Annotated in this window: 25 protein-coding genes and 1 tRNA gene; 9 read left to right on the top strand and 17 right to left on the bottom strand. The window is 39.3% G+C overall.

The window, feature by feature from the left end; translation table 11 throughout:
- Positions 1-42: 42 nt before the first annotated feature.
- The 8 genes from G6N06_RS00825 to G6N06_RS00790 all read left to right on the top strand — a co-directional run bounded on the left by G6N06_RS00825 (position 43) and on the right by G6N06_RS00790 (position 9,104).
- Positions 43-1,236, top strand: coding sequence for an FtsW/RodA/SpoVE family cell cycle protein (locus tag G6N06_RS00825; protein WP_163514158.1), 1,194 nt, complete (start codon positions 43-45; stop codon positions 1,234-1,236).
- A 115-nt stretch (positions 1,237-1,351) separates the two neighbouring features.
- Positions 1,352-2,476, top strand: a complete 1,125-nt coding sequence (gene murG / locus G6N06_RS00820; protein WP_163514157.1) for an undecaprenyldiphospho-muramoylpentapeptide beta-N-acetylglucosaminyltransferase — start codon at positions 1,352-1,354, stop codon at positions 2,474-2,476.
- Positions 2,477-2,691: 215 nt separating this feature from the next.
- Positions 2,692-4,050, top strand: a complete 1,359-nt coding sequence (murC, locus tag G6N06_RS00815) for a UDP-N-acetylmuramate--L-alanine ligase (protein WP_163514156.1) — start codon at positions 2,692-2,694, stop codon at positions 4,048-4,050.
- Positions 4,034-4,753 (top strand): cell division protein FtsQ/DivIB, encoded by a 720-nt coding sequence (locus G6N06_RS00810; protein ID WP_163514155.1) that lies wholly within the window; start codon positions 4,034-4,036, stop codon positions 4,751-4,753. The genes murC and G6N06_RS00810 overlap by 17 nt, the downstream gene beginning before the upstream one ends.
- A 3-nt stretch (positions 4,754-4,756) precedes the next feature.
- Positions 4,757-6,082 (top strand): cell division protein FtsA, encoded by a 1,326-nt coding sequence (ftsA, locus tag G6N06_RS00805; protein ID WP_163514154.1) that lies wholly within the window; start codon positions 4,757-4,759, stop codon positions 6,080-6,082.
- A gap of 135 nt (positions 6,083-6,217) precedes the next feature.
- A complete protein-coding gene (ftsZ, locus tag G6N06_RS00800; RefSeq protein WP_163514153.1) occupies positions 6,218-8,116 on the top strand; it encodes a cell division protein FtsZ in 1,899 nt (632 codons plus the stop codon).
- 156 nt (positions 8,117-8,272) lie between these two features.
- A complete protein-coding gene (locus G6N06_RS00795; protein ID WP_163514152.1) occupies positions 8,273-8,722 on the top strand; it encodes a GatB/YqeY domain-containing protein in 450 nt (149 codons plus the stop codon).
- A gap of 308 nt (positions 8,723-9,030) precedes the next feature.
- A tRNA-Arg gene (locus G6N06_RS00790) sits at positions 9,031-9,104 on the top strand.
- 433 nt (positions 9,105-9,537) lie between these two features.
- On the opposite strand, the gene G6N06_RS00785 is transcribed toward G6N06_RS00790, so the two are convergent.
- The 11 genes from G6N06_RS00785 to G6N06_RS00735 form a co-directional block, all read right to left on the bottom strand.
- Positions 9,538-10,257 (bottom strand): pirin family protein, encoded by a 720-nt coding sequence (locus tag G6N06_RS00785; protein ID WP_163514151.1) that lies wholly within the window; start codon positions 10,255-10,257, stop codon positions 9,538-9,540.
- Positions 10,258-10,628: 371 nt separating this feature from the next.
- Complete coding sequence (locus G6N06_RS00780; protein WP_163514150.1) at positions 10,629-10,835, bottom strand: (4Fe-4S)-binding protein; 207 nt, start codon at positions 10,833-10,835, stop codon at positions 10,629-10,631.
- A 3-nt stretch (positions 10,836-10,838) separates the two neighbouring features.
- Entirely contained in the window at positions 10,839-11,414 is a 576-nt protein-coding gene (locus G6N06_RS00775; RefSeq protein ID WP_163514149.1) for a TMEM175 family protein, read from the bottom strand.
- Entirely contained in the window at positions 11,411-12,304 is an 894-nt protein-coding gene (locus tag G6N06_RS00770; RefSeq protein ID WP_163514148.1) for a pirin family protein, read from the bottom strand. Before G6N06_RS00770 ends, G6N06_RS00775 begins: the two co-directional genes overlap by 4 nt.
- A 42-nt stretch (positions 12,305-12,346) precedes the next feature.
- A complete protein-coding gene (locus G6N06_RS00765) occupies positions 12,347-12,631 on the bottom strand; it encodes a GNAT family N-acetyltransferase (protein WP_163514147.1) in 285 nt (94 codons plus the stop codon).
- 154 nt (positions 12,632-12,785) lie between these two features.
- Positions 12,786-13,064, bottom strand: coding sequence for a DUF5996 family protein (locus G6N06_RS00760; RefSeq protein ID WP_163514146.1), 279 nt, complete (start codon positions 13,062-13,064; stop codon positions 12,786-12,788).
- 87 nt (positions 13,065-13,151) lie between these two features.
- On the bottom strand, positions 13,152-13,730 hold the full coding sequence (locus tag G6N06_RS00755; protein ID WP_163514145.1) for an NADPH-dependent FMN reductase: 579 nt from the start codon (positions 13,728-13,730) through the stop codon (positions 13,152-13,154).
- Positions 13,731-13,822: 92 nt separating this feature from the next.
- Complete coding sequence (locus tag G6N06_RS00750) at positions 13,823-14,701, bottom strand: pirin family protein (RefSeq protein ID WP_163514144.1); 879 nt, start codon at positions 14,699-14,701, stop codon at positions 13,823-13,825.
- 632 nt (positions 14,702-15,333) lie between these two features.
- Positions 15,334-15,855 carry a YceI family protein gene (locus G6N06_RS00745; RefSeq protein WP_163514143.1) on the bottom strand — a complete coding sequence of 174 codons (522 nt, stop codon included), beginning with the start codon at positions 15,853-15,855 and terminating at the stop codon, positions 15,334-15,336.
- Positions 15,856-16,402: 547 nt separating this feature from the next.
- The gene (locus tag G6N06_RS00740) at positions 16,403-16,996 is read right to left on the bottom strand and encodes a Crp/Fnr family transcriptional regulator (protein WP_163514142.1); all 594 of its coding nucleotides are present in this window, start codon (positions 16,994-16,996) and stop codon (positions 16,403-16,405) included.
- A gap of 111 nt (positions 16,997-17,107) precedes the next feature.
- On the bottom strand, positions 17,108-17,299 hold the full coding sequence (locus G6N06_RS00735; RefSeq protein WP_163514141.1) for a hypothetical protein: 192 nt from the start codon (positions 17,297-17,299) through the stop codon (positions 17,108-17,110).
- A 318-nt stretch (positions 17,300-17,617) separates the two neighbouring features.
- Between G6N06_RS00735 and G6N06_RS00730 the strand changes: the two genes are divergently transcribed.
- Entirely contained in the window at positions 17,618-18,418 is an 801-nt protein-coding gene (locus G6N06_RS00730; RefSeq protein ID WP_240337922.1) for a zinc-dependent peptidase, read from the top strand.
- Between the two features lie 21 nt (positions 18,419-18,439).
- On the opposite strand, the gene G6N06_RS00725 is transcribed toward G6N06_RS00730, so the two are convergent.
- The 6 genes from G6N06_RS00725 to G6N06_RS00705 form a co-directional block, all read right to left on the bottom strand.
- A complete protein-coding gene (locus G6N06_RS00725; protein ID WP_163514140.1) occupies positions 18,440-19,006 on the bottom strand; it encodes a hypothetical protein in 567 nt (188 codons plus the stop codon).
- A 71-nt stretch (positions 19,007-19,077) separates the two neighbouring features.
- Positions 19,078-20,124, bottom strand: coding sequence for a nucleotidyltransferase family protein (locus G6N06_RS00720; protein WP_163514139.1), 1,047 nt, complete (start codon positions 20,122-20,124; stop codon positions 19,078-19,080).
- A 56-nt stretch (positions 20,125-20,180) separates the two neighbouring features.
- Entirely contained in the window at positions 20,181-21,317 is a 1,137-nt protein-coding gene (locus tag G6N06_RS00715) for a phosphoenolpyruvate carboxykinase (ATP) (protein ID WP_163514138.1), read from the bottom strand.
- A gap of 19 nt (positions 21,318-21,336) precedes the next feature.
- Entirely contained in the window at positions 21,337-21,513 is a 177-nt protein-coding gene (locus tag G6N06_RS19670) for a hypothetical protein (protein ID WP_205334699.1), read from the bottom strand.
- A 64-nt stretch (positions 21,514-21,577) separates the two neighbouring features.
- Entirely contained in the window at positions 21,578-23,878 is a 2,301-nt protein-coding gene (locus G6N06_RS00710) for a T9SS type A sorting domain-containing protein (RefSeq protein ID WP_163514137.1), read from the bottom strand.
- A gap of 170 nt (positions 23,879-24,048) precedes the next feature.
- Positions 24,049-26,271, bottom strand: a complete 2,223-nt coding sequence (locus tag G6N06_RS00705) for a T9SS type A sorting domain-containing protein (protein ID WP_163514136.1) — start codon at positions 26,269-26,271, stop codon at positions 24,049-24,051.
- Positions 26,272-26,723: the final 452 nt, after the last annotated feature.

The following is a 26,723-nucleotide window of genomic DNA, read 5'->3' as shown; positions in this document are numbered from 1 at the left end:
TAACACGAACAGGGTTTTCCATTAGGAAAGTGTCAAATAACAATGGACGCAATTTATAAAAACATAAAAGGAGATCGATTGATTTGGGCAATTGTCGCATTATTGGCAATTTTCTCATTCCTTCCTGTGTACAGTTCTTCCAGTAATCTGGCCTATACGGCAAGTTCAGGTAGTACGTTCTCATTTTTTGTAAAGCATTTTATGCATTTGTTCTTGGGCTTTGCCATTATGTATGGTGTCCACCGGGTGCCTTATCGTTATTTCAGGGGCCTGTCCATAGTCATGATGCCCATCGTATTGATCTTGCTGGTATTGACCATGTTTCAAGGAAATACTATCGAAGGGGCAAATGCAAGCCGATGGATCCAGATTCCAATTGTCGGGATGTCGTTCCAGACTTCTACATTCGCCGCTGTGGTATTGATGGTGTATGTGGCCCGCTATTTATCTAAAATTCAAGATCGAGAGATTACATTCAGCGAATCTATTTTGCCCTTATGGTTGCCTGTTTTTTTAGTGTTGATATTGATTCTACCGGCTAACTTCTCAACTGCGGCCATAATGTTTTCTATGGTCATGGTATTGACGTTTATCGGAGGCTATCCAATTCGTTATCTATTGGTAATTGTTGGGACTGGAATTTTGGTGCTGGGGCTGTTTGTGTTGACTGCGAAAGCATTTCCTGAGGTGATGCCAAATCGTATTGATACTTGGATGAGCCGTATTGAGAATTTTTCGAATGGTGAAGACACAGAAGCCGATTATCAAATTGAAAAGGCAAAGATTGCAATTGCAACTGGAAATATAGCAGGATTGGGGCCTGGAAAAAGTGTTCAAAAAAACTTTTTACCACAATCGTCTTCCGATTTCATTTTTGCCATTATTGTGGAAGAATATGGTTTGATAGGCGGGATGGTGATTTTGGTAGTCTATTGTTGGCTGCTTTTTAGGATTGTGATCATCGCACAAAAAGCCGATACAGTGTTTGGAAAATTAGTGGTTCTGGGTGTCGGTTTGCCTATTGTGTTCCAGGCCTTCATCAATATGGCGGTGGCGGTAGAATTGTTCCCAGTAACTGGGCAGACTTTACCGTTGATCAGTAGTGGTGGGACCTCTATTTGGATGACTTGTATGGCTATTGGCATTATTTTAAGTGTCAGTGCAAAACGTGAGGAATTAAAGGAGCAGGAAGAAGGCTTGGATAACCCATTGGAGATCTTGAGTGAGGCAATTTGATGGGCTTGCATGGTAGTTCATCAACTTGCAAGGTTTTAAAAACCTTGTAGGTTTAATAAAAGAATAATTTATCATACTGCAGCTTTTATTTAAGCTGTTGGAATTTGAAAAATAAGTGGTTAAAAAAGAAACATATAAAATCATACTCTCAGGAGGCGGTACAGGAGGTCATATTTATCCTGCCATTGCTATTGCCAATGAGCTAAAATCGCGATTTCCGGATGCAGAGTTTCTTTTTGTTGGGGCTTCGGATCGGATGGAAATGGAGAAAGTGCCACAGGCAGGTTATCAAATTGAGGGTCTGTGGATTTCAGGAATCGAGCGTAAGTTGACGTTGAAAAACATGGCTTTTCCAGCAAAGCTAATCGCCAGTTTGCTGCGGGCAAGAAAAATTATTAAAAGGTTTAAACCTGATGTGGCTATAGGAACGGGTGGATTTGCAAGTGGTCCATTATTGCAGATTGCAACCTTCAAGGGCATACCAAGTTTGATCCAGGAGCAAAATTCGTTTCCAGGCATAACCAATAAAGTATTGGGCAAAAAAGTAGATAAAATTTGCGTGGCCTATGATGGATTAGAGCGGTTTTTTCCAAAAGGAAAATTGATAAAAACAGGTAATCCAATTCGACAGGATTTACTGAAGATTAACGAGAAGACTGAAGAAGCTAAGAGTTTTTTTAAACAGAAGACAGGTAGGCATACCTTGCTTGTTTTGGGAGGTAGTTTGGGTGCGAAAAGAATCAATGAGTTGATTGAAAAAGAATTGGAGTTTTTTCAAACCCAAAATGTTCAGGTGATCTGGCAATGTGGAAAATTATATTATGAGGTGTATAAAAATTATGATGCTACTGAAAATGTACAAGTACACGCCTTTTTGAATAGGATGGACCTAGCTTATGCCGCGGCAGATTTCATCATTTCAAGAGCGGGAGCAAGTTCTGTTTCTGAGTTATGTGTGGTAGGAAAGCCGGTCATTTTCATTCCATCGCCCAATGTGGCCGAAGATCATCAAACCAAAAACGCCATGGCTGTTGTTGAAAAGGATGCTGCATTATTGATAAAGGAAGCCGATCTGGAGGTCGATTTTGAAAACCGATTTGCCCAATTGGTGGCATCGCCAGAAAAACAACAAATATTAGGTGAGAATATAAAGAAGTTAGCTTTGGTAAACGCGACAAAAGATATTGCGGATGAAGTTGAGATTCTATTGAAAAAAAATGGAATAAGGAATAAAGAATAAAGAATAAAGAATAAAGAATTAAGAATTAAGAATTTAGAATTAAGAATTAAGAATTAAGTTTTGTCTTAGACAAGAGACAAGAGACAAGAGACAAGAGACAAGGGACAAGAGACAAGAGACAAGAGACAAGAGACAAGAGACAAGAAACATGCTTGCCCGTCCGTAGCTTTCGTGAAGGCGGAAAACAACAAACAAGAAACAACAAACAAGTAACCTTGAATTTAAAAACAACAAATAACGTCTATTTCATCGGCATCGGAGGTATCGGAATGAGTGCGCTTGCGCGTTATTTTATTGCCGAAGGAAAGTCGGTTGCTGGTTATGACCGTACTAAAACGGACATCACAGTTGCATTGGAAGAGCTGGGTGCAGAGATTCATTTTGAGGATGCTATCGAGAAAATACCATCGGCATTCTTGAATCCGAAAGATACTCTAGTCGTTTATACGCCTGCAATTCCAAAAGGGCATTTGGAGTTTAATTATTTCAAGGACCATGATTTCGAATTGTTAAAGCGTTCTGTCGTGCTTGGTGAAATCACAAAAAACACATTTTGTTTGGCCGTTGCTGGAACGCATGGTAAAACAACCACTACAAGTATTTTAGGACATTTGCTCTATGAATGCAATGTGCCTGTTACTGCATTTTTAGGCGGTGTGAGTGAAAATTACAATTCAAATTTCATCTTAAAAGGCACTGAAGTTACTGTAGTTGAAGCCGATGAGTTTGATCGTTCGTTTCTGACTTTGTCGCCCAATATGGCAGGTCTGACCTCAATGGAACCAGATCATCTTGATATTTACGGTGAACCGGAAGAACTTGAAAAGTCATTTATTGAGTTCACAAAAAAATTAAAACCAAATGGCAAGTTGTTTGTCAAGAATGGTTTGCCAATTGAAGGCATTACTTACGGGATAGAAGATGATTCTGATTATTCCGCTCAAAATATAAAGATTATCAATGGCAGTTATGAATTTGACGTAAAAACGCCAAATGGAACGCTACACAATTTTAAATTTGACCTACCTGGCAGACATAACCTGTCGAATGCACTAATGGCCTTGGCGATGTCTGTAGAATATGGTATCCCTCACCAACAGCTCGCCAAAGCTTTAGCATCTTACAGAGGGGTAAAACGACGCTTTACCTATCAAATCAAAACGGAAGATTTGGTGTTTATTGATGATTACGCACACCATCCTGGAGAGATTAATGCAGTCCATCAGGCCGTTAGGGAAATGTATCCAGGAAAAAGGGTGTTGGCTATTTTTCAGCCACATCTGTACAGCAGGACTCGTGATTTCGCAGATGAGTTTGCAAAGAGCCTGTCGCAATTTGACCAGATTCTATTGCTCGATATATATCCTGCAAGAGAATTGCCAATGGAAGGGGTCACCTCTGATTGGTTATTGTCAAAAATTAAAAATGAGAACAAGAAATTGGTCCAAAAATCAAAATTGATTTCGGAGGTGTTAGCCTCTGATGCTCCCGTTATTTTAACTATAGGAGCAGGAGATATTGGAGAACAAGTAAAACTTATAAAACAAGCCTTAGAACTTGAGAATAAATTATAATCATATAAAAATCATTGGATTGCTTTGCTTGGTGGTCTTTCTTTTTGCGTTTTCCTCAGCTCGGAATTCGGTAAGAAAAGTGAGTGAACCAAATATTAAATTTTTGGGTGATGACAATTTGTTTGTAACGCATGACGCTGTTAGTAAGTTGTTAATACAAAACAAGGAAAGTATTTCCAATAAGCCTAAAGAAACAATAGCTTTGAACGAATTGGAGTCTGCCCTAAACGCCAATGACATGATTAAGCGCGCGCAAGTGTACATCAGTGTTGATGGCATATTGACCGCTGAGATCGAGCAAAAGAAACCTATAGCAAGAGTCAGTACAAATGCATCTTATTATATTGACGATGAGGGTTTTTATATGCCGTTATCAACAAATTACTCGTCAAGAGTGCCTTTGGTAACTGGTTTTGTAACTAAAAATGAATTGTATAATGTGTATGTTGTTGCTAAAAAAATTCAAAGTGATGAGTTTTTAAAAAACCACGTCACCGAAATTCATCAGAAGGAAAATGGAAACATTGATCTAAAATTCAGACTGAATGATTTTAGAATAAAGTTGGGGTCATTGGACCGATTGGATAAGAAGATAAATAATCTTAAGGCTTTCTATCAAAAAGCCATGAAAGATGGCACTTTAAATAATTATAGTGCCGTTAATCTCAGATTTGATAAACAGGTTATAGGTACCAAAAAGTAAAGAATGGAAAATAATAAAATTTCAGTAGGATTGGATGTAGGTACGACGAAGATTGTAGCTATGATCGGTCGTAAAAATGAATATGGCAAGGCCGAAATTTTAGGAATTGGAAGAGCTAAAAGTTTGGGGGTGCACAGGGGTGTGGTCAACAATATCACGCAAACCATTCAATCCATCCAACAGGCGGTTCAAGAAGCAGAAGCTGAGAGCGGCGTTAAAATTGAAGAAGTAACTGTCGGTATCGCAGGACAGCACATCAGAAGCTTGCAGCACAGTGATTATATCACACGTTCCAATTCTGAATTGGTCATTGATGAAGAGGATATCGACCGTTTGATCAACCAGGTTCACAAACTGGTCATGCTCCCGGGTGAAGAGATCATCCACGTATTGCCTCAAGAATATAAAATTGACGGTCAGGCTGAAATCAAAGAGCCTATCGGAATGTATGGCGGCCGATTGGAAGCCAATTTTCATGTGGTTGTAGGTCAGGTGTCATCCATCAGAAATATTGGGCGTTGTGTGAAAAGCTCAGGCTTGGAGTTGGAGGGCATTACCTTGGAGCCTTTGGCATCGGCCAACGCGGTGTTGAGTCAGGAGGAAAAGGAAGCTGGTGTGGCTTTGATTGATATAGGAGGTGGTACTACGGATTTGGCTGTTTTTAAGGATGGCATAATCCGGCATACTGCAGTCATTCCATTTGGTGGAAACGTCATTACTGAAGATATTAAAGAAGGCTGTTCCATCATAGAAAAACAAGCTGAATTATTAAAAATAAAGTTTGGTTCCGCATGGCCAGGAGAAAATAAGGATAATGAAATCGTGTCCATTCCTGGTTTAAGAGGAAGAGAGCCAAAGGAGATCACACTTAAAAACCTGTCAAAAATAATTCACGCACGGGTTGTCGAAATTATAGAGCAGGTATATGTTGAAATAAAAAATTACGGTCACGAGGAGCAAAAGAAAAAACTTATTGCAGGAATTGTTTTAACTGGTGGTGGCGCACAGCTTAAGCATTTAAAACAGTTGGTGGAATATATTACAGGAATGGATACCAGAATAGGTTTCCCCAATGAGCATTTGGCGGGTGATAGCGATGAGGAGATTGCGAGTCCGCTCTACGCTACAGCAGTAGGCTTGGTTATGGACGGTTTAAAACGTCAGGAACGCAAGCGTATTGAGAAAGCGGAGGCGGCAGAAGAGGAAGTGGCATCACCTTCAGTAGCAACAGAAGAAGAGGAAGTGGTCAAGCCAGTCAAAAAAGAGCGACGATCATTTTTAGATAAATTAACAGAGCGTGTCAAAGATTTTTTAGATAACGCCGAGTAGTGACAGGGGATGCCCTGTCACAACGGACACGCCCTATCACAGCGGGCGTGCCGTAGAGACAGGTCGCAACTGTCCGTACGAACAAGAATTAAAGTAAAAATATTAATTAAGAATCCAGAAAAAACCCAAAACATTATGAGCAATAAAAATGAATTTGGAAATATCGCATTCGATTTGCCAAAAAACCAATCCAATGTCATTAAAGTGATAGGAGTGGGCGGCGGCGGCGGTAATGCCATTAACCACATGTTCCAACAAGGAATTAAAGGTGTTGACTTTGTCATCTGTAACACCGACTCCCAAGCACTTCATAACAGTGGTGTCCCCAATAAAATTCAGTTAGGTGTTAATTTAACTGAAGGTCTTGGTGCAGGTGCCAACCCAGAAGTGGGGGAACAAGCCGCACTTGAGAGTTTGGAGGATATCCGTAGAATGTTGGACACCAATACAAAAATGGTATTTATTACGGCTGGAATGGGTGGAGGCACCGGAACTGGAGCTGCCCCGGTCATTGCTAAATTGTCCAAGGAATTGGAAATTCTTACCGTGGGAATTGTGACGATGCCATTTCAATTTGAAGGAAAGATAAGAAACGAACAAGCACAGAAGGGAATTGAAACATTGAGGGCCCATTGTGATTCTTTGGTGGTCATCAACAACAACAAACTTCGGGAAGTTTATGGAAACTTGGGCTTTAAAGCTGGTTTTTCAAAGGCTGATGAGGTGTTGTCAACCGCTTCAAGAGGTATTGCAGAAGTGATCACACATCACTACACGCAAAATATTGATTTGCGCGATGCTAAGACTGTTTTAAGCAATAGCGGAACGGCCATTATGGGTTCTGCTACAGCATCCGGAAAGACGCGTGCTCAAGATGCCATCATGAAGGCTTTGGATTCACCATTATTAAATGACAATAAAATTACTGGAGCCAAAAACGTCTTGTTGCTCATCGTTTCAGGGGTCCAGGAAATTACTATCGATGAAATTGGAGAGATCAATGACCATATTCAAAATGAAGCAGGCCATGGCGCAAATATCATCATGGGTGTTGGAGAGGATGAAAAATTAGAAGAATCTATTTCCGTGACCATTATTGCTACCGGATTTGATATTGAACAACAAGATGAGATTTCAAATACGGAAACCAAAAGGGTCATTCACGCCTTAGAAGATGACAACAATGATGTTAAAGTGAAAGAACGGGAACCAGCAATTATAACGCCTGATATTGTTCTTGAAAAGGAGACTGAAAAAGTAGTGGTCCATACTTTAGTGGAAGAAGAAGAAAAAAATGATGTTAACAAGGGTTTGATCCCGACCACAGAATTTATTAAAAATCTCAATGTTGTTTATGACGAAGTTTTAGACAGCGTTGATGAGGATGATTTTGTCATTACTCCTATTGAACCAGTGAAATCAGAGGAACCAAAAGAAATTTTCGAGGAAGACGAACAGATCACATTAACCTTTGATTTGCCTTTGTTCAATCAGAAAACTGAAGAGCCTCCAAAAAAAGAAAACCGAATTCTTTTTGAACTGGATAACGAAACAAAAAACATGAAGGTTAACGATCATGTGGAAATTATTCCAGTAACCCAGGCTGACGAATCTGGCGAAAAACGGTACGCTCTTGATGATTTTATGACTTATGAGTCATCAATCAACAAGTCGAAGGCAAAACAACAGCCTAAAGTTGAGGAGGATATTGTATTTGAAAAAAAAGTGATCCCAACCCAAGATGACGTTGTGGCTCCTGGCGAAGTCGATCCAATGAACAGTCCGATCTCGGATATGTTAAAAGAGCGTGCTGATGAAAGACGTCGTAAAATGAAAGATTTTAATTACAAGTTCAGTTCGGCAAAAGTTGATGAAATTGAAAAAGAACCTGCCTATAAGCGACAAGGTGTCAATCTCGATGATAATAAATATTCTTCTGATCTGAAGGCTTCGAGAATGTCTGTTGGTCTTGATGACAACGAAGATATTCAGTTGCGAAGCAATAATTCATTTTTACATGATAACGTAGATTAATAGCAAACATATCCCTGCGAAAGCAGGGATCTAAACATTGAATTATTAATCAGTAGTAGAATAAAAACCAGTTAAAACTATTTACAAATATCCCGCAATTCTCTAATGGAACACTCCTTACTTTTTATTATCTTCGCAGCATCAAAAAATTAAACCATGAGTTTGCAGGAAGATTTAACGACTGCCCTAAAGGCAGCAATGAAGAGTAAAGATCAACAAGCTTTGGCGGCATTAAGAGCCATTAAAGCCGAAATCCTACTTGCACAGACAGAGTCAGGCTCAAAGGAAGAAATAACCGAAGAACAGGAAATAAAGATCTTGTCGAAGTTGGTGAAGCAGCGTAAGGATAGTGCAGCTATCTATACCGAACAAAACAGAAATGATTTGGCAGAGCCAGAATTGGCACAAGCAGAAATCATCAGTCAGTTTTTACCGGCACAGTTAAGCGAAGCAGAGATTGAAAAAGTAGTTGTGGAGACCATCCAAAAAATTGGTGCGGAAGGTATGAAAGATATGGGCAAGGTGATGGGAATTGTCAATCAACAGTTGGCAGGACAGGCTGATGGGAAGACAATATCGACGATTGTAAGGGCTAAATTGGCTTAAAAATAAAGGTTCTTTGAGATAGCATTATAAGGAATGTAATCTATAAAGGAGAACGACAAATGATAGTACAGGTTAGGTTAACCTAAAAGGAGATCCTTGCTTTCCTGTCTGCCATGAGGTTGGAATTATTGTATTTTGATAATTGAAAAGATTGTTTAAGATATGCTTTATGGCGTGAAATTGATCGATAGTATTATGTGTTATACCAATAATATGACAAAACTTTTGAAGGACCAGTCAAGTAAGACGGAAATAATAGAATAACCTAATTAGTTTAAAAAGAGATCCCTGCTTTCGCAAGGATTAATGGCCACGTAGCTCAGCTGAATAGAGCACTGGATTTCGGCTCCAGCGGTCGTGGGTTTGAATCCCTCCGTGGTCACGAATAAATAGTTCAATAAGAAAAAACGCCAAGCTTGCTTGAGCGTTTTTTCGTTTGAACTATTTTCAAAGCGGAACGCTTTGGGATCTACAATCCCTTTGGCCAAGCTTGCTTGAGCGTTTTTTCGTTTGAACTATTTTCAAAGCGGAACGCTTTGGGATCTACAATCCCTTGCCAAGCTTGCTTGAGCGTTTTTTCGTTTGAACTACCTTCATCCCGACGGAGTTCGGAACGAGCTCTGAGGAATGTCTAATCCCTTTGGCCAAGCTTACCTGAACTCTGTTCTATTGGTTTAAGCCCAAGGTATTCAGCAATCCTTTAAGGTGACTACGATCCGTTGATGGTCAAAATAAGAGACGCAATCAATAGATATGCTGTTGATTGCTTCTTTGTTTGTTATGTCATGATCTGGAAGTGACTATATTTAAATAGTTTATTGAGGTAATGACATCGGCACTTCCATCAAAAGTATTTCTGAATTTTCAAGAGCTTCCAGTTTAAAGGAATCCGTATCGCTAATACCCAAGCCATCTCTTTTGTCTAAGACTTGGTCTCCTATTTTGGCCTTACCTTCAAGGATGAACACGTACACGCCATTACCTTCTTTCTTAACCTTGTATTCCTTGGCGATTCCTTGATCAAATTTCGCTAAATGAAACCAGGCATCTTGATGGATCCAAACGCCTTCATCATCCTTGTTTGGAGAGACGATTTGCTGAAAATCGTTCGGTTTTGCATGATCTGCCACTGTTATTTGTCCATAACGCGGTGTGACATTCATCTTATTTGGAATGACCCAAATCTGCAAAAACTTTACCGGCTGGTCCGGATTGTTGTTAAATTCAGAATGCATCACACCTGTACCAGCGCTCATGACTTGAATATCACCGGCTTTAATGATGGTCTCATTTCCCATATTATCCTTATGCTTAAGGTCGCCTTCTAAAGGAATAGAAATAATTTCCATATCTCTATGCGGATGGGATCCAAAACCTTGACTTTCCGAAACTATGTCATCGTTTAATACTCGTAATACACCAAAGTTCATGCGCTCTGGATTATAATAATTGGCAAAACTAAAGGTGTGTCTTGATTTAAGCCACCCGTGATTTGCATTTCCTCTTGTGTCTGCTTTATGATATATAGTCTTCACTTTTTTTATTTTAATTAATTATTATTTGTTTCTATTTGTTTTTGTAAATATGGTGATCTGTTCAAAATTTGTAGTACTTCGCGCGACCTTAAATAAAGGTCTTCCATAGTTCTGCTATTTAATACCTTCTCTTAATCATTTACGGAAAACGCTTATAGGATATATTGAATTGGTTAAAATATAGTTATAAAACTTTGTTTTTTAGCGACTTACCCATTAGGTTCATGACCTATTTTCTTGCATAGCTGTGCTGATTCTTTTAACGGGTTATGGCGTTATAGACTTTAGATATGTTTTATTTTAATTATTAAATCAACGAACAGAATAGTAGAAGTTTTAAGCCTTATGTTCTGTCCATCTCATTACTTTACTCATTTCTTAATACTGAGTGCTCCCGAAGGGCATTTTGACACTTGGTCAATTAATGCTGCTGTAGTTGCATTTTCTGGCTTTATCCAGGGTCTTTCTTTTGGATTGTACACTTTGGGCAGTGTTTTTACACAGATTCCCGAGTGGATACATTTTTCAGCTTTCCATAAAATAGTGATCTCTCCGTTTGAATACTCTTTTGTGTCCATAATTTAATCTTTTATAGTTTTTTCAATTCTCCGGTCTGGTATAATCCACATAAGCGCAACACCTAAATAAATAGTCAGGCTGACAATGGGTAAAAAGAATGATGATACAACACCTATGAGGTATAATAAGGGTGATAGATTCAACTTTTTGTCCTTGCTGTAAACCTTGCCAATATTAGATTCATTGCCTTCGTTCCGTATGACGCAATACACCAAAATCTTGAAGGCCAATGCTGCCATCAGCAGCACTATCCCGTAGATAGCCGTTGGATTATCTTCAAAATGGTTTTTCCCCATCCAATCCGTTGCAAACGGAAAAAGTGACAACCAAAAGAGCAAATTGAGGTTTGCCCAAAGGATTTTCCCGTTGACCTTGTTGACCGCTTGCAATAAATGATGGTGGTTGTTCCAATAAATTCCTACATATATAAAACTTAACACATAGGTGAGAAAAACCGGAAGTATGGGTTTTAAATCTTCAAAACTATAGCCTTCTGGTGCGCTCATTCCTAATACCATAATGGTAATGATAATGGCCAATACACCGTCGCTAAAAGCTTCCAGTCTCCCTGTTTTCATAATCGACGTGGTTTTGGCAACGGGACATAGTCGTTTTCATCCCCAACTACTTTTGGGAAGGCGTCTAAGTTTTGATCTTCCCAATCCTTCTTGGCCTTTTCAATGACCTCTTTACTGGAATTCACAAAATTCCAATGGATAAAACGCTCTTCTTCAAATGGGATCCCACCAAAAATATACACCGTGGTCTCTGGCTCCATTTCAAAGGAACACAAGGTACTATCTTTGGCTACTAAAATTTGTTTCGGACCGTAATTATAACCGTCGGCATTGATACTGCCATTTAAGATATATAAGGCGCTTTCGCCGTATAGGTCGTCGCCAATCGTGATCTGCTGCTTATCTGTACTTTTTATTTCTATAAAATACAACTCACTATGCACCGGAACGGGTGATGTTTTGTCGAAAGCCTTGCCAGCAATCAATTTGAATTGTGCGCCTTGCTCGCTCCAGGTTGGAATATCTTTTTTTGCAATATGCACAAAGCTGGGTTCTGATTGCTCCAAATGCTTAGGCAATGCCACCCAAATCTGGAGTCCGTGTAACGTTTTTTCAGTATTTCGCAGATATTCTGGTGTTCTTTCAGAATGAACCACTCCTTTACCTGCGGTCATCCAATTAACGGCGCCAGGTTTGATCTCGATATCAGATCCCAAACTGTCTTTATGTTGGATGGAACCTTCAAATAAATAGGTCAGTGTAGACAAGCCAATATGGGGGTGTGGTCCCACATCAAGATTCTCATCCTTATTCATTTCTGCCGGACCCATATGGTCAATGAAGGCAAAAGGACCCACGGTCCGCTTTTGTCTGAATGGCAATAACCGGCCTACCATAAAATTGCCGATATCGGCAGCACGTTCTTCTATAATTAATTTGATGTTCGACATAGTCTATCTTTAATTTTTAAAATGCTGGTTCATAAATCGTGTTTAGGCCAGGACATCAGCTATGCTTTTATCCTTATTGAATCTGCTTTTGGCGTAAGGACACAGTGGAATAATTTTGAGGTCATTTTCGCGCGCATACTCTACGCCGGCCATGACCAGTGCCTTCGCATAACCTTTTCCGCCAAACTTATCCTCTACGCCGGTATGGTCGATGATGAACTTTTCCTTACCTGCCCAGGTAAATGTCATTTCTCCAGCTTCTTCATTATTATCATAAATAACGAACCGTCCTTTTTTACCGTTATCTTCTCGTTCTATTTTTGTCATAATGTATAGTGTTTATCCGTTATAGTTTTTTTTATGGTGATGGTGTCTTACAAGTCTTCTATATAAAGAACTCTCAATTTTTTATCCGATTGAGTTTTTTCAATAATCCCATCAACTTTTTATAAAAATCGGCAACGATGAGCTGATCCTGAAGCTAGAAGTGTTCAAAATCGCCTTGATTTGTACTGACTTCCAGTTGATGCTTTAGGACCTTTATGGAAATGTCAAACTGATCGGCTCCCGAATTGTAGGGGACTGGGCCCGTTGTAAATCCGTTGGTTCCAATATACTCAGCGAGGTACCACCAATGGTTTTTTCTGGGCGTCATTTTAAGGCGAATTTTCCCTATGATCTGCAAGAACAGATGCAGCGTCATTTTCTTACTGACATTCTCCTTATATGAAAGTTGGGGCAGTAGAGGTTGATTTTCCATTCTACTTTTATTTTGGATGAGAATTCATTTGTACCTTTAAAATTCCTATAAAACGTAATAACGTATCGTTTTAATGCTAAAAGTTAATCATTCTCCTGCATTTTCACGCATATTTTTTAAGGCTTTTGCCCAATTCTGCAATTTGGTCAACATGACATTTGCCGATTTCTCTAAAGTTTCATTAGCCTCAAAAACATCGTTGTCATTAATAAATTGGGCAAAAAACGGAATGTTGACGGCCTGTGGTATTGGCATCATCCCTAAGGCGGTTACTGGCAATTTTAACTCTTGAACGGCTCTTGTCCCTCCAGAAATACCACCATAACTCACAAACCCCATTGGTTTATCACTCCATTCCACCGATAGATAATCAAGCGCGTTTTTCAATGTGGCCGGGTAACCAAAATTGTATTCTGGGGTCACGATCACAAAGGCATCTGCACTATCGATGGTTTTGCTCCATTTTTTGGTATGTGCATTGATGTATTTCTGTAATCGTGGATGGTTGGGTTCATCCATCAAAGGGAGGTCTATTTCTTTTAGGTCCAATAGTTCCACTTCAAAATCAGGGTGTTGTTTTGCGATTTTTAAGAACCAATCGGCAACAATGGGCCCTTTACGCGTTGGTCTGGTGCTGCCAATAATGATTTTTAGTTGGTATTTCATGTGGAATTATTTATAATTATTATTTATTGTTGTTTTAGGATGATTGGTTACCGATGAGGTTTCATCGTCGATTTTATGACAAGACTTAGCCTCTAGTCTTCTAAATAGCCAAATTTCCCTAAATTGAAATCGTTGAAAGCTTCCATCAATTCTTGTCTGGTGTTCATGACAAAAGGGCCTTGCGCTGCAATGGGCTCGTTGATGGGTTGGCCACTTAAGACTAAGACGATGGCATTATCACTCGCTTCAATTTGAAAAGTTTCGCCATCATTGGCCATGAGTGCCAAATGGTCTGTTGGTGTTTCTTTATTCCCGTTGACCGTAATATTGCCCTCGATGACCAGAAGTGCCGTATTGTATTCAGCCGGGAATTGAAAGTCGGCATTTCCACCTTTTTTCAATTTGGCATTGAACATATGTACTGGAGTAAAGGTCGAAGCTGAGCCTTTTGTGCCTTTATATTCCCCTGCAATCACTTCAATCGTACCGGCGTCATCCGGCAAATTGTACCGGTTAATATCCTCATATTTTATGGCCTGGTATTTCGGATCGGCCTTCTTATCTTTGGCGGGAAGGTTGACCCATAGTTGAACCATTTGAAAATCGCCTCCTTTTTTGCTCCATTCAGCTTCGTGATATTCTTTGTGCAATATGCCTTTGGCTGCGGTCATCCATTGAATGTCTCCTTCACCAATAACGCCGCCACCACCACTGCTGTCGTGGTGAGCTACTTTGCCCTTATAGGCTATCGTCACCGTTTCAAAACCTTTGTGCGGATGGACACCCACCCCTTTTGGAGTATCCGAAGGAGGAAATTTATAGGTTGAATTATAATCCAACATGATAAAAGGACTCATCCGTTGCATATCCAAGCGAAAACCGCTCGGTATGAAGTTATGCACCCGAAAGCCATCACCAACAAAATGCGGCTCTCGTGGACTTGCTACTAATTCTACTGTTCTTGTTTTCATTTTATCGGTATTTTAAGTATGATAGGTTTTAATTCGTGAAGCTCAATTTTTAAAAATCGAGAAGCAATGTCTTAAAATTTGATGGTCGTCCCGATAGCTACGGGGTTAATCCAACTGAAAAGTGGGATTTTCCAATTTCATTCCCGAGGCTTTACCTTGTGGTGGTTTGTTTTTTTGGATAGTACCAAATTACCACTAACGACCAATTGGTGAGGTTGAGCGCAGTCTAAACGCTTTATCTTCAAGTTTAAGGATAACACCGCATAGATTCATTGGACTGCTTGAGCTTCTATGAATATTTTAGCCACTAATTCACTAATAACTATTGTTTTATGATATTCTTTACCAACTATTTCACGAAATAGACTTTCAATCTCCAATATAAGACTTTGGATTTCCAGTATATGGTGGATTGTGCCTAATGGCCTAATGGTCACGTTGAGCGCAGTCGAAACGCTACATCAGCGGGTTCTAATACCCTTATATTCTTGATTTTGCTTATTGACTGCGCCCCAGGTGACTAAACAGATTGGCATTTTAATTTGGGATTAATAGATCCAAACTCTGCCTTATATGTTTTATTGATATTTGACTGCCTGTTCGCAGACAGTGAATTTCGAACCTCACTCAAACTACTGTTTGATAAATTGCAAATTGGCTATCAACCTCACTTTATCACTCACCACAATACTTCCTGCTTCGGTTACGGCGTTCCAGCTTAGGTTGAAGTCCTTACGGTTAATACTTCCCTCAGCTTCAAAACCTGCCTTGATCTGACCGTACGGATCTTCAGCGATGCCATTAAAATCGACGTCAAGAGTAATTTCCTTCGTGATATCTCTAATGGTCAAATCGCCGACCATTTTTTTGCCATCAAAAGATTTTGACTTAAAGGTAAGTTGTGGGAATTTCTCGGCATTAAAAAAATCATCCGACTTTAAATGCGTATCTCTATCGCTGTTTTTTGTATTGATGGAATCGATTTTTGCACTGAAATTGAAATTGGCATTTTTAAAAGTGTCATCTGCTGCTTCAACCTGCGCATCAAATTTTTCAAAGCTACCTGTGACTGTTGAAATCATCATATGCTTTACTTTGAATTCGATTTCTGAATGTGTTGGATCTACTTTCCAAGTTGTTTTTCCTGTTTCCATTATTTTAAGATTTATATGTTAAACATTTAATTTGATACAAACTTACGGTACTTTATACGGCTGTGCATTGATGTATGATAAGAAGTGATTGGATTGGTTATCAGTTCTATGATAAAGTCTTGAACGATACGCCTTTGGCCTGATTCGAAACGATTTACTTTCAAGTTTAAGGTTAACACCGCATAGTTTCACTGGACTGCTTATGTTTCTATGAATACTTTAGCCACTAATTCACGGATAATTATTGTTTTCGTATGTTCTTACCAGCTATTTCACGAAACAGACTTTCAATCTCCTAACATAAGACTTCGGATTTCCAGGACATGGTGGTTATAGGGGGCTAGTCTCTAATGGCCTAATGGTCACGTTGAGCGCAGTCGGAACGCTTTATTCTGACCTGAGATCTTCGATCCTTGCCAGGCTGTTGGTTCTGTCCAATCTAGAGATAGTAGTTGCCTGAAAATGGAAATAATAATAAGGTAACTGATTACCAAGACAAGGAAGATACACAATGTTCAGCGATGCGGCATTGATGTGGGATAAGGAATTAGTTCCTGAAGTTTTTCCGCGCCAATTCTTTACGGACACGGCTGAGGCTTTCCGGGGTGATGCCTAAATATGAAGCCACCATGATCTGGGGGACTCGTAAAAGTATGTCGGGATACATTTCAATAAACTGTAGGTAACGTTCCTCGGCACTTGCACCCAATAACATAATGATCCGATTCTGCAATTGGCGGATGTGGTTATGAAGTAATTTATTATTAAATTCTACGAATTCAGGAATTTTTTCTGAAAGCGTATTGATAAATTTCTCATCAATCATTATCACTTTGCTGTTTTCCAAGGCTTGTATATAATAGGCAGAGGATTTGTTAAAATAGGTGCTTTCCCTATCGGATACAAACCAGTTTTCCGGAGCGAATGATATCGTGTGCTCTTTGCCTTTGCTGTCTATGGCGTATTGTCTTAACAGACCGTCTTCTACAAAAAACGTATGCTTGCAATGTTCATTTTGTCTCAATAGAAACTCCTCCTTTTCAACTTTTTTGATCGTGCAATTTTCAATCAGTGGTAAAATATCTTGTTCATCAACATTGAGATTTGAGCTTAGATATTGTATAAGTTTAAGGCTGTCCATGTTGTATTGAAATTTTGATTTTGATGACCGATGATCCAAAGGTGAATCAAATTTACATTTTTAAGCCTAAGAATCTAAAAATAATATCATGGTTTGGGATTTATTATTTAGTTAAAGATTAAAGCCCGACTTCCAATTGCTATCGGGATTATCTACAGCTACCTTAGTTTCTATAAATAGGTTAGCTACGGTCCAATAGTTATCTGGACCACGAATAGTGCAGTGTTTTCTCCAATTCTTTTCCATCAATTTCACGAAGCAGGCTTTCAATCTGCCCATATAAACTTTAGATTTCCAATCCATAGTGGATTGTTTATTGGGAAATTTTATATCGTTCAGTCGATATCGACCTCGCTAAGGACTAGGATCATTTGGCAATAAAATCATCATTGGTTTGATTTATCCATAACGGGCAGTCAAAGCTATCCCGAGACGTATTGTCTAATAAAACGATTGGGTGTTAGAGCTCATTGCGTTCAATAGATTCATAGATCATGTCAGTGGTCGAAAACATGAACAAAACTCACAACTGTATGGCGCCATTTGCTGTCAATTGCCTTTATTTGTGTTGTGGGAACGATATTGACAATTACCGAAATTTTGACGGAAAGCCAGTTCATTTTGGGCATTTTTATTTTTTTGATCGCTGCGATGCTCGTCTTTTATGGCCTAAAGACGATAGAATTGGCCTATGTGCTAAAACACAAAAGACCTTATTTTGTCTATTACCCAATTTTTCTCAAAAAACTCAACCCGAAACAAAAAGCCATCCTACAAGAACAATTTCATTTCTTTAAAAAATTATCACCAAAACATCAAGTTTATTTCGAACATCGGGTTTCGGTATTTATCAATTCCAAGATGTTTATTGGACGTGAAAACCTGGTGGTGACCGATGAGATGAAAGTGCTGATTGCCGCTACGGGGGTGATGCTTACCTTCGGATTTAGAAATTATTCCATTGGATTGATCGAGAGGATTTTTATATATCCTGATATTTTTTATTCACCTCAAAACGCCTCCTATCATAAGGGGGAATTCAACCCAAGGTTAAAATCGTTGGTGCTATCATGGAAGCATTTTATAAAAGGTTTTAAATACCATGATGATAATGTGAATTTAGGCATTCACGAGTTTGCCCATGCCATTCATCTTAACAGCTTGAAAAAGCGGGATGTGAGTGCCACCATTTTTTCTGATGGGTTTCAAGGCCTTATGGACTTGCTCACTAAGGATGAGGCCCTTAGGAAAACGCTGATTGCTTCTGATTATTTCAGGGCGTATGCATATACCAATCCCTACGAATTTGTGGCGGTCATCATTGAAACCTTTATAGAAACGCCACAGGATTTCAAATTACAATTCCCCGAAATCTACAATAGAACACGACAGATGCTCAATTTTAGGTTTGCAGGGTATTAGATAATAGAAGTGAAACAAATATTAGAAACGAAATACGACTTGTAAGACATGCTGCCAGTGATTGTTCGCGTAGGTATGGTTTTTAGCATTAAAAGCAAACTTTCCAGTAGTTTGTAGGCGTATGGCTATATCTTCATCGACCCAAAACTGTGCACCGCCTGACAAGTTTATAGAGCTATTTAATTCAGAAATTTGAAATATACCTAAACCTCCCATGGCATATAGGTCCAACCAATCGTTTTCAACAAAATGGTCTGAAAAATACCATTTAAAGTTGAGGTTCGTAGAGAAGTAAGTTAGATCTTCATTTGGGACTCCGTTGTCCAGAAATTTTCCAGCATCAAATCCATTCAGGCTTATATCTAATTCAGCCGCAAACCGATCTTCCCATTGTCTTTCGATAGCGACTGCAATAGGGAACTTGAAAGCATATTGATCAAGTTTTTCCACGGGATTTCTTGTGCCTAGGTTGCCAAGGGCGTTAAACCCAACACTTGCTTTCCAATCATTCTTGAAATTATGAAATCTTTGGGCATGAACGGTATATCCAATAAGAGAAATGAATAAACAAATAACTAACTTCTTCATAAAAAAAACTTTGTTCAAAAATACTCTTTTACTTCTTAAGTACAAAGTTTAGATAGTAGGTTTTTATCAGTTTAATTTTTCTTGACTAGTATTTTGTGTTTTAAAATATGAATCCTGTAACTTTTGTTAGAAATAAGTAAGTTTAAACGCAATAGGATTGAATGTAAAAAAGTGAAGGTCCTGTGAACGAATCGGCCAATTTTTGGATGGTTGATTTTAAAACAGAAATAACTTCTCATCATCCGAGAAAAACTGTTGGTGTGGAATGGCCGAAATTCTGTGAAAAAGACGCTTGATAATGCTAAAAAGGATTGGGAGTATTTTTGATTTGAAAGGCTTTTCAGCAATTCTCTATTATGTTGCAGACCTATGGACAGGCAATCATAGATGGTTTTCATATCCATTAAACCAAATAAATGGGCATGATTATTTATTTGAGAGGAAAAAATGGCGATACGAATGGAATCTTCGAACCTAGGAACATTTATACCATCAATTTCAATTTTGTTTTCCAGTATTAAATGACTATCAACAAGTCCACGGTGTTTGTGGATTAAAATGTCACTATGCAACTCTATGGCCGCCAATCTGTTAGGGTTTATTTGTCGAGATAGGTGACGATAATTTTTGGGTTGATAGTTGAACCCCACATTTTCAGTGTAGCCTTGTTGCTCTAAAAGACGATACGCTTTGTGTATTTGCGTTGGAGGAATTAAAATATCCATATCCCCAATCATTCGTTCCGATTGGTCTTTGAATATTTGTCCAGCAAGTAAAGCCACACCTTTAATAAAAACATAATCGATATCTTCGTTCTTGAAAATTTCTGAAATTTCACGTGCTTCAATTAATAAAACCTCATTTCTGCCCCTATTGATTGCGGCGATTTCTTCCAAATACTCAGCTAAATCGGGTGGAATGAGTTCTAATAACTCCTTAGTCTTAAGTTTATAGTAGAGTGCGGGCAACATTAAGTGCTTGCTAGCTTCAACTACGATGTTGTCCCAATTGATCACTGTTTGGTTAAAATACTTAGCTAGCTCGGCTTGATTGTTGTTGAAACACAAGATGTCCGCAATCAGTTGCATGGTTGAATATAGAGCGCTTTTTGTCACCATTTATAAGTATTAGGCCAGCTTCAAATTTAAGGAAACAATTGTGGAATGGGGTGACATTAGGAATCGAATAATTTTTTAAATTGGGAAACAGCAATGCTATTGTCTGAGTAGGTGAGCTCATAACAGGAAACTTCCTTTAGCCAATCCAAAAAAAGCCTGGAATTTGAAGCCAAGGGAGATAGCCATGACTCTGGGATCAAGGTTTCCAAAACTTTTTCAATCCTGATTGTTTTCATTTCTGATTTGGCATTCGCATCATAATTGACCATGACGATTTTTTGACACGGGAAATGTGATGCGGCCTTACCAAAGTCGGCCATAGGTGGAATGTACTTAAGTTTTACATTCTTTGAGGTACTGGTATAAATAGGAAATTGCTCAAAATCCTGAAACATGGGTTTCAAAGTGCTAAAAGCACCTTCTTTAACTGAAATGCCCGATGGGAAGCGGTACAATTCTTGGTTTTCTGCTGACAAAGGCGAGAAGTCGTCGGCCAAAACATCAAGGCCATTGGCCATCAAAACGGCGGCTAAGGTACTCTTGCCGTTTCCGGAATCGCCTATGATCATTATGGCTTCCTTATCGTTGCACACGGTGGACGCATGGAAGGTGGCAATCCAATCGGATTCAGTTTTATTATAAAGGCTATTGATGATCTGGAGTGCGAACTGACCTTGTAGTAAATGATAGTCTGTTAACGGATAATCCGCAATATATAGCTCATTTTTAAATAGATAAATATGATTTAAATCGTTGTAAAGATGGAAATGGAATGTTATAGACCCAGATTGAATTGTTGCTAAGTGGGCCCATTGCGGATGAATACGTTCTCTGATTTTTTCAGAACCAAAGCTTATTTTAATAGTAGTGTTTCCAAAACGGTAAACCTCCACTATAGCTTGGTTGGACATTAGTAGAGATTTAGGATTGTTTAGTTCAATTTCTTGCTTTTGATTTGAGCTGATTAGTAATTCGGTAATTTCATTATAGTAAACTTCTGCTTTCTTGAGTGATATATTGTAAGTGCTTTGTAATTGGCTTACAAAATGTTTTTGAGTAGGGCAATCCAAGTATCGCGCTACAATAGCCCATAAAGCATCTGAAATGACAATATATTGATTAGAAGGTTCAAACCATAGAATAGAGTTGTTGTCTAATTTTGCAATGTGTTTGGGGCTTAGATCAGTTTTCAAATTTTCAAATAAAAATAATTTAATCCCATCCTTCCCAGCCGTCACCTGGGTCCTTAGGTTGATCTGGGGATTGAGCCTGTGCTTTTTTAGGATTCAATATAACAAAAGTGCCAACGGCGGTAAGGGCTGCGTATTTGCCCATGCGCTGCAAAGCTTCTTTTCGTGTTATTTCAGTTTTATAATTTTTCTTTTTCATGCTTCAAATAAATAGTGATCTTCTTAAGAGATAAATAGTTTCAGTTAAATCTGGGTGATGTAGTTTATTGATGAACCTGTATTTTTTTTATTTTAGAACCTGTTGTATTGTTGATTTTTATGATATAGATTCCTGACGACAGGCCGCTTATATCAATTCGGTTTAATGATTGATTGTTATAAAGAACAACGTTTCGCAATAAACGTCCATTCAGATCATAAATTTCTACTTTGGAGTTTTCATAAATCTGACCTTTTACTATAAGATGGCCTGATTTGTACGGGCTGTAAATTTGTAGATCATCAAAATGAGAACTGTCCACACTTAGTGTGCTATTCGTGAATCTCAACGAGAATCTATTTGATCCTGACAGGTCACTGTCTGGTGTAAAAATATGATCTCCGTTTTTAAGGAGAGTAGAGGTGTTGGCAATATTATCCTCAAAATAAACATCAACCTCGTAAGGCAGAGGTAGTGGATATGGAGTGTTTATGCCACTTATTGTTAACTGTTCACCTGCCGTAGCTTTGATGCCAATAGGAACCACAACCTCAGAGTCTAAAATGCTATAAGGTAAAGTTTGTATAGCAAATGGAATATTGTATTCAGGATTGTTGTTTTCGACCAATTTGGAATATATCGAAAACGGATGGTTACCTAATACTCCGGAATCATAGCCAAGATCGAAACCTAGTGTGCCTGCTATGTCAAAAAAGATATCCGTGTGATAATATTTTGAGCCACTTGTCATCGTTAAGCGTATGCTGGCTTGAGAATCTTGCGCGGCATATCTATTAAGTATAAAATCATCGGTGTCTCCAGGAGCTCTTATGGCAGGGTTGAAGCTAATTGTACCTCCAGTAGTTTTGGCAAGTACGTAAAAACCTTGTCCAGGAGCTATCAAACGATTACCACTGCTAACTATATTCACGGTCTCCCAAACTCCAGGGTTGTGTCCAGTGTATCCATATATACCAAACAAGGTAGGATTGAGTTCATTTAAATTGTCGTTAATGAATTGTCTCATGCTGATATAGGAAGGATAAGGATTTCCAATAAGGTTCCATAGTGCATATTCGTTGTTTGTATTTAATATGGGAATACTAACTACACCTGTGTTTATATCTCCAGTAAACGTAAATGGTCCGCCAGAAGTTGAAGGAGCAACTACAACTGAAGCCGCTCTATAGCCGACGGCGGGTGTTAAAATGGTGTTCGCGTTGTTGACGGTATCATAAGTTTCATAGTCACCAGTTGTTTTGTTAAAGGGGCCAAAGCCTTTTTGAGTGCGGTCACTGGGATTACTAACGATATTAGGGTTAACAGCTGCAAATGCTCCAAAAGTCTGGCCGGTAAGTGGTGCTGATATTAAATCTTTTTGACTACCAATGCCATTTCTGTTAACATGCCTGTTATATCGTATTGTGCCTGTACCATCAACCGATGTAGGGATTAAACTTGAATATAAAGTTGAAGTGGACTGTAAAGTGATCAAACCGTTATTGGTGAAAGTGCCATCAACTATCAAGGCGTTACCTCCTGCTATTGTAGCGGTGCCTCCTGCTACAAGTTCTATATCTCCTTCCACATAGTAGTAATAGTTGCCGTCGATGTCAATATGCGCATATTTTCCATCAGGTTGTGGGTTTGCGCCCGCAGGAAGTGTGTGTAAAATTGGAGTGTTTGTATGTTCTGTTGGTACAACTGTCGTGGCATTAATGCCAATACCACCAAAGTAGCCCGAACTAGCATTGCCACTAAAGCTAATTGGATATCCAGCATCTCCATAACCGAAAAACCCATTACTATTAGACATATACATGCTAAAATAAATACCTTTTGCAGAGTTTATTTGAGATTTTGGAATGGCGATTTCTAACGCTGTTGAGGAAGTGCGTTGTGTATAACTTGTAGGATTGGTTCCAGGCGCCCCGTGGTTTGACCAGCCATTGCCTTTATATATATAGTGGTAGGATTCTCCAGCAACACCACTGTTTCTTATGGTAATTGTATGATTAGCACTATAAGGAAAAGTAGGTGTTCTACCATTCAAAGTCCTTCCTACAGTAGAACCGGTGCCTGGATACCCTATTAAGTTTGGTTGAGGGTCTGTATCAAGATATATTGTAAAATAATCTTGTGGAGTAAAGGTTGCACCGTTTGTTCTAAACGCTCCAAAATACATTTTCGTCTCGTCAAATGTGACGTAATAATCAACGTTATCACCCCCGGTAATTTTTTCATTGGGATTAAAATCGCTGGCATTCCCAGTAAAAGTAACTGTATGGTGGGATTGCGAAAAAGAAAAATTAATGCTTATAAGAAGGATGACCAATAGCATCCAAGGATTGTAGTTTTTTGCCATAATATACTGTTAATTTGGGTTATACCGTTTGTTAACTTGTTTGCAAAGATATTGAAAGTTAAATCATTTTTAGCGTCTATCTTTACCGTTTGTCGATAAAAAAAATAAACTGAGGTGTGATTTCGGTAGTTCTCTTAAAATCAGTCTGTTGAACTTTTAAAGTTGGAGTCTTAATATACAACTATTTTCTTAATCTTCTCCATAGAACCAGACCTTAATTTTACAATATACATCCCGTTGGATAATATGGAGAGGTCCAATGTCTTGTTTTTGTCTTGCCCATCAAGTTGTCGGCTGTGCATGAGTCGCCCCTGGGTATCGTACACAGAGACAAGGGTATCTGACGTTATGTTCCCTTTGATGTGTAGCATGTGGGCACCATTGGTCGTGTACAATTGATGTTCGCTCAGCCCATTGCCGCCATAGGACAAGGTGGAATTTACGAGATGTAAAAAGAAACGACCAGTACCGGATAAATTGGCATCTGCTATAAAGCGATAATCGTCCAGATTCAACAAGGTGAAGGTCTCTTCCAGTTGATCTTCCAAATAGACTTCCGTTTCCTCTGGTAGTAAGGCCTCAGCCATGCTTACAGTAATGTGCTGACCTTTAGTAGCGTTCAGTCCTAAGGGAATGTCTGTATCATTGGCAAGATCGTTGTAGGCCAGTGATTGGACAGCCATGTCAAGACCGGTAGTGTCTTCCAACAAATGTGAGAATATCGAAAAGACAGGCGCCTTGCCCCCATAAATGCTGGCGTCATATCCTGGGTCCAGGCCTTTTGTGGAGTGCTGATTGAAATAAAATTCGGTGTTGTAATTATGGATGCCGCTGCTCATATTTAATCTTAAATAACCCACCTTGTCATCGATTGAGGGTTGGCCAACACTAAATGTGTTCAGCTTGCCTAAGCTGCGCATCTTTGGGGTAAAACTGATGGTCCCGCCACCATCTTTGGAAGCGACCATAAATCCTTGGCCGGGAGCTAGTTTTGTTTGGGGATGTAGCGTAAGATAGGCGAGGTTATAAACCTTCCAGCCCAATGAGGCATCGCCATTATAGCTATAGATCCCAGATGAGGTCAAGGCGAATTGCTCCGCATTGGCTGTTAGAAAATCGGACACCTTGAGGTACGAAGGGTAAGGGTTTCCTATAAGGTTCCATTCGGCTAAGGCCGGTCCTGAATGTGAAATCTCTTTTTTGATGGCGTTAGTGTTCACAGTTCCTTTGAATGTGAAGTGGCCATTGTTGGTTGATGCTGCTTGGTAGCCTGTTGCAGCTTCAAATGGCGCCTTGTCTTTTTTTGAATAGTAGGCGAATGCCGCATTTGCTTTGTCAAACGGCCCAAATAAAAACCTTGAGTTGGTCTCATTGCTGACAATATTTGGGTTTGCTGTTCTAAACACATCATAGGTTTCTCCCGTTACGGGAGCTGAGATAAGAAGTTCATTGCCTGAACCTGACAGCATGGTTTTGGTTTTCATCTGACGCTCGTAGGTGACCGCTCCGGCCACTTCGCCCGTCACGATCAGGCTCGAAAATTCGTCTGATCCAGATTTCAAGGTCACATTATTTGCGGTAAACAAATTGCCATTGACGGTAATGGCTCCCGATTTTTCAATGACAATTCCAGCGCCAGGATTGACTTTTAGGTTTTTGACCTGTACTTGGTTGGTTTCCGTATAGATGCCATTGTAAATAATGACGTTTTCATCTCTTGTTCTTGCAGTGGGGGCATGGGGGATCCAGGTCCCATTACTGTATTGTAGGCCATCGTAGATGACGTTGCCTGCCAGGCGAATTCCCGTATTCTCAAGCCCCAAAACTGTACCCAAACCGCCTTCAATGTCCAAAGTGCCCAAAGGGCCCAACATTCCGATATTGGCGGCAAAGCCATAGAGTCTGAACGTTATGGTGTCACCTGGAGCCGATCGTAGTGCCGTTTCGATGGTTGGGGATTGTCCTGAGTTGCTGACCTTGTCATGCGCATAGATATCAGATTTGAAATCGTCCAAACTGGTTCTGATTCTTATTTTTGCAGGCCCGTTGCCCGTAAAAAAATGAGAAAATCCATCCGGATCTCTGTCAAAGTTAATTTGTAATTCAGTGATGTTTATGATATAACCTGGATCGGCGGCAACCGACCATTGGATATAGTCCCTACTGTCCAGTTTTTTGTCGGAAGTCCAGTTGCCGCTACTAAACGTTGGTCCGCCGCTAACGGTCAGACCTGGACCTCGGGATAATGGTTCAGCAGTGATGTTGGGGACCGTAGCAGTTGCAGGTGTCTTGGTTCCTGAAAAAGCGGCAATGTCTTGACCCAGAACAGGCAATGCCATTGATAGTAACAAGCATATGACAATCATCGGTTTCATCAGAATTCTAATAAGCATCCACTGAGTTTTGTGCAAAAGTATAAGGGATTTATTTAAGTTGATATTAAAATTTTGAAAAAATCGACATAAAAGTAGCGATAAAGAACTAATGTCCAAAACACTTCCATCTTTTAATGCGCATTTACAAATGCTATTCGATAACTAAAGTAAGCGGAAATAAGGACTTTGTTCTGAAAGACAGATAGATAAATAATCCACGATGCTTATATTCGGTGCTACCGTTTTATCCTAATGGTTGAATGCAAATAACTTGATTGGACCTAGCTGTAAATTGCATCGACGATGGTCATTGGCCTCAACACTACATCGAGTTCCGTTGGAACGACATCTCTAATTTTAATTAAGGTCATTCCTTTTGAAATATGCGATGTTGATACCAAGTGCAGCGTCTTCGAGATTCATTACAGCTGCTTTAGTTTCTATAAATATTTTAGCCACGTCCTGATGGC

It is taken from the genome of Gelidibacter japonicus (genome assembly GCF_010725055.1).
GTDB lineage: Bacteria > Bacteroidota > Bacteroidia > Flavobacteriales > Flavobacteriaceae > Gelidibacter > Gelidibacter japonicus.
This window is presented reverse-complemented; position numbering and strand designations above follow the sequence as displayed.

Coding starts and splice junctions, on each gene's coding strand:
- G6N06_RS00755 (WP_163514145.1), bottom strand. CDS start 13,730: ATGAAATACCAACTAAAAATCATTATTGGCAGCACCAGACCAACGCGT.
- G6N06_RS00705 (WP_163514136.1), bottom strand. CDS start 26,271: ATGCTTATTAGAATTCTGATGAAACCGATGATTGTCATATGCTTGTTA.
- G6N06_RS00760 (WP_163514146.1), bottom strand. CDS start 13,064: ATGGAAAATCAACCTCTACTGCCCCAACTTTCATATAAGGAGAATGTC.
- G6N06_RS00770 (WP_163514148.1), bottom strand. CDS start 12,304: ATGTCGAACATCAAATTAATTATAGAAGAACGTGCTGCCGATATCGGC.
- G6N06_RS00725 (WP_163514140.1), bottom strand. CDS start 19,006: ATGAAGAAGTTAGTTATTTGTTTATTCATTTCTCTTATTGGATATACC.
- G6N06_RS00735 (WP_163514141.1), bottom strand. CDS start 17,299: ATGGATTGGAAATCTAAAGTTTATATGGGCAGATTGAAAGCCTGCTTC.
- G6N06_RS00765 (WP_163514147.1), bottom strand. CDS start 12,631: ATGACAAAAATAGAACGAGAAGATAACGGTAAAAAAGGACGGTTCGTT.
- G6N06_RS19670 (WP_205334699.1), bottom strand. CDS start 21,513: ATGAAAAAGAAAAATTATAAAACTGAAATAACACGAAAAGAAGCTTTG.
- G6N06_RS00710 (WP_163514137.1), bottom strand. CDS start 23,878: ATGGCAAAAAACTACAATCCTTGGATGCTATTGGTCATCCTTCTTATA.
- G6N06_RS00740 (WP_163514142.1), bottom strand. CDS start 16,996: ATGGACAGCCTTAAACTTATACAATATCTAAGCTCAAATCTCAATGTT.
- G6N06_RS00825 (WP_163514158.1), top strand. CDS start 43: ATGGACGCAATTTATAAAAACATAAAAGGAGATCGATTGATTTGGGCA.
- G6N06_RS00720 (WP_163514139.1), bottom strand. CDS start 20,124: ATGGTGACAAAAAGCGCTCTATATTCAACCATGCAACTGATTGCGGAC.
- G6N06_RS00745 (WP_163514143.1), bottom strand. CDS start 15,855: ATGGAAACAGGAAAAACAACTTGGAAAGTAGATCCAACACATTCAGAA.
- G6N06_RS00780 (WP_163514150.1), bottom strand. CDS start 10,835: ATGGACACAAAAGAGTATTCAAACGGAGAGATCACTATTTTATGGAAA.
- G6N06_RS00750 (WP_163514144.1), bottom strand. CDS start 14,701: ATGAAAACAAGAACAGTAGAATTAGTAGCAAGTCCACGAGAGCCGCAT.
- ftsA (WP_163514154.1), top strand. CDS start 4,757: ATGGAAAATAATAAAATTTCAGTAGGATTGGATGTAGGTACGACGAAG.
- ftsZ (WP_163514153.1), top strand. CDS start 6,218: ATGAGCAATAAAAATGAATTTGGAAATATCGCATTCGATTTGCCAAAA.
- G6N06_RS00795 (WP_163514152.1), top strand. CDS start 8,273: ATGAGTTTGCAGGAAGATTTAACGACTGCCCTAAAGGCAGCAATGAAG.
- G6N06_RS00775 (WP_163514149.1), bottom strand. CDS start 11,414: ATGAAAACAGGGAGACTGGAAGCTTTTAGCGACGGTGTATTGGCCATT.